1 protein-coding gene is annotated in these 1459 nt (G+C 42.1%); it reads left to right on the top strand.

The window, feature by feature from the left end; translation table 11 throughout:
• The first annotated feature begins 88 nt into the window (after window positions 1-88).
• Entirely contained in the window at window positions 89-1258 is a 1170-nt protein-coding gene (locus QT711_RS19520) for an IS256 family transposase (RefSeq protein WP_317946920.1), read from the top strand.
• The last annotated feature ends 201 nt before the right edge of the window (window positions 1259-1459 follow it).

Consider the following 1459-nt stretch of genomic DNA (forward strand, 5'->3'; position numbering starts at 1 on the left):
GGTGACGTACAATAGTCTGTGTAAACACAAAAAAGATAGGGCATCCTCAAGGTTAATCACTACAAAAACCAAGGAGGATGCACTATCTATGTCTAGTATAATCGATAATCTCTTTTCTAATCAAATGGAGGATTTAGTCAAGCAGTTTGTTCAAGAAAATCTTGAAACAATTATGAAGGAGGAAATGAAAAACTTCTTCGAAGTAGAACATCCTGAGCTTAAAAACAGTAAAAATGGTTATTACTCGCGTATTTTGGACACAAGATACGGCCGTATAGAAGACTTGGCAGTACCTAGAGATCGCGAAGGACATTTTCGTACCCAGCTTTTCGATCCCTATCAGAGACGAGAAAGATGGTTGGGTGAAACAATTATTACGATGTATCAGAATGGATTTAGCACTCGAGAAGTCGGTCAGTTTATTGAAAGGATTCTGGGCGACAGCTATTCAGCTGCGACCATCAGTAACATTACAGATGTCGTGATGGAAGATATCCGGGAATGGCAACAACGGCCCCTTCACAATAGATACTCTGTACTTTATTTGGATGGCACCTATCTAAAGCTACGTAGGCATGACGTGGCTAGTGAGGTCGTCTATGTCATTGTGGGCGTCAAGGATAACGGCTATAGAGAAATCGTAGATTTCTTTGTGGGTGGTAATGAAAGTGCTGTAGGCTGGAAAAATATTTTAACCAGTCTTAAAAACCGCGGACTAGAAGAAGTGCTGCTTGGTGTTTTCGATGGATTAGCAGGCCTTGAACAGGCGTTTAAGGAGGTCTATCCACTGGCAGACGTGCAGCGTTGCGTTGTTCACAAGGTAAGGAATGTCATTTCCTCTGTTCGTAAAAAGGATAAAGAACCTATAATAACGGATCTGAAAAAAGTTTATCGCGCACTTACAAAGGAAGACGCCCTCGCAGCCTTTGAGGAATTCAAGAGGACATGGACGAAAGCGTATCCGAAAGTGGTTAACTCGTGGGAAGAGGATCTCGATGTCCTACTAACGTTCATGTCTTATCCCAAGGTCATTCAGAGCCACATTTACACGACAAATATTATAGAAAGAACGATGAAGGAAATAAAGAAGCGTACTAAGACGATGAACAGCCTACCAAGTGAAAAGGCAGTCGAAAAGATCGTCTATTTAGTTGCGCAGGATTACAACGAAAAGTGGGGGAACAGATTGAGTAACGAGTTCGTGTCGGCTCAATCTGTCCTAATGGAAATGTTCGATAAGCGTTACAGAAACAATTAAAAATCTATAGAATAACCTTAAGGATGCTTGCACGATTAGCCGCAGATTTGACATGGAGCCTCTGCGGACATGTGAATAGGCCATGAGGTCAGCTTTATTAACAAGCTGGCCTAGCCTGCCAAGGCTAACATGTCCGCCACTCCATGTAAAATCAGCTAAATTGTTGGCTATTGTGTGTTACACATACTTCTTGACGGTACC

Origin of the sequence: Sporosarcina saromensis, assembly GCF_033253735.1 — a bacterium.
Classification (GTDB): domain Bacteria; phylum Bacillota; class Bacilli; order Bacillales_A; family Planococcaceae; genus Sporosarcina; species Sporosarcina saromensis.